Below are 1,009 nucleotides of genomic sequence, written 5' to 3'. Positions count from 1 at the left end.
TGGTTGCGGTCGTGCGCTCTGTCCGTGCGGGGGTCGGTGCCGCACCGGGGTACCTCCTCGGCGGCGCACCGTGCGGGCTGTTTCTTCGGCTCCCCCTGGGAGCACGTGCGCCGCACTGCGGGGGCACCCCGCCACGCCCCCTCCAGCCGGTAGCGCGTCGCGCCCGCGGTGGGGGGTGGACGCTCCCTGCGTGCCTGGCGGAGGCATGACCCGCGGCGCTTCGCCGACCGGAGGGGCGGCCTTTCACCCATGTGGGTGGGGTCTCCCGAGGTAGGCAGGGGAGCCTTACCTCATGACCAAGCCACGCAGGGCCCTGGCAGCCGCTTCCGTTCTGCTGACGCTGTTCGTTTCCGCCGGCCCCGCCACCGCTGCCGAGCCGAGCGGAATCACTGACACGACGTCGCACAGCGTTCGGCGGATGAGCGACGCGATGGGGAATGCCCTGACCCTCTTCAACAGGTACGCGCAGGAGACCATCCGCGACGGGCAGGCGGCCGCCGGGAACAGTCTGTGAGCAGCGGAACGGCTCTCGACCTGGGGAGCGATTGAGCTCGGGACATGCCGGCCCGCCGGATCGGTCGGCGGTGGGGCTGAGATCCTTCTGCTCATGAGCACACCACCGGACGGATTGCCCATATACCGAGTCCTGACCGGACCGGACGATGCCTCGTTCTGTCGCCGGGTGAGCGAAGCGATTGCTCTTGGCTACGAGCTGCACGGGGGTCCGGCCGTCACCTTCAACGGTGAGAGCGTCATCGTCGCCCAGGCCCTGCTCTGGCCGACACGGCCGTAGCGACCATGGGAGTGGCGCCGGTCGCGATCGCCCCATGACGTGAGCGCGACGCGTCCCGCGCGCTTGGTACGAAGCGCCGCCGGCCGAAGGCCGGGCCAAAGACCCCGCCCCTTCGGGGCGGGAGAGGGGTTCGGCCCGCAGGCCGGGGGCTTTTCCCGCCCCTTCGGGGCGGGGAGAGGAGGTCGCGCCTTCGGGGCGGGGGGTGGTGGTTGCGGT

Annotated in this window: 2 protein-coding genes; both read left to right on the top strand. The window is 71.5% G+C overall.

The annotated features are described in order from the left end of the window. Positions 1-292: 292 nt before the first annotated feature. On the top strand, positions 293-514 hold the full coding sequence (locus tag ACSNOD_RS31385; protein WP_436770471.1) for a hypothetical protein: 222 nt from the start codon (positions 293-295) through the stop codon (positions 512-514). A gap of 93 nt (positions 515-607) precedes the next feature. Then, the gene (locus ACSNOD_RS31380) at positions 608-793 is read left to right on the top strand and encodes a DUF1737 domain-containing protein (RefSeq protein WP_436770470.1); all 186 of its coding nucleotides are present in this window, start codon (positions 608-610) and stop codon (positions 791-793) included. Positions 794-1,009: the final 216 nt, after the last annotated feature.

The sequence above is a fragment of the Streptomyces sp. URMC 123 genome (assembly GCF_051386515.1).
In the GTDB taxonomy this organism is placed as follows: domain Bacteria; phylum Actinomycetota; class Actinomycetes; order Streptomycetales; family Streptomycetaceae; genus Streptomyces.
This window is presented reverse-complemented; position numbering and strand designations above follow the sequence as displayed.

Bases quoted from the DNA above. Each gene is read 5' to 3' on its own strand.
- ACSNOD_RS31380 (WP_436770470.1), top strand. From the start codon at position 608: ATGAGCACACCACCGGACGGATTGCCCATATACCGAGTCCTGACCGGA.
- ACSNOD_RS31385 (WP_436770471.1), top strand. From the start codon at position 293: ATGACCAAGCCACGCAGGGCCCTGGCAGCCGCTTCCGTTCTGCTGACG.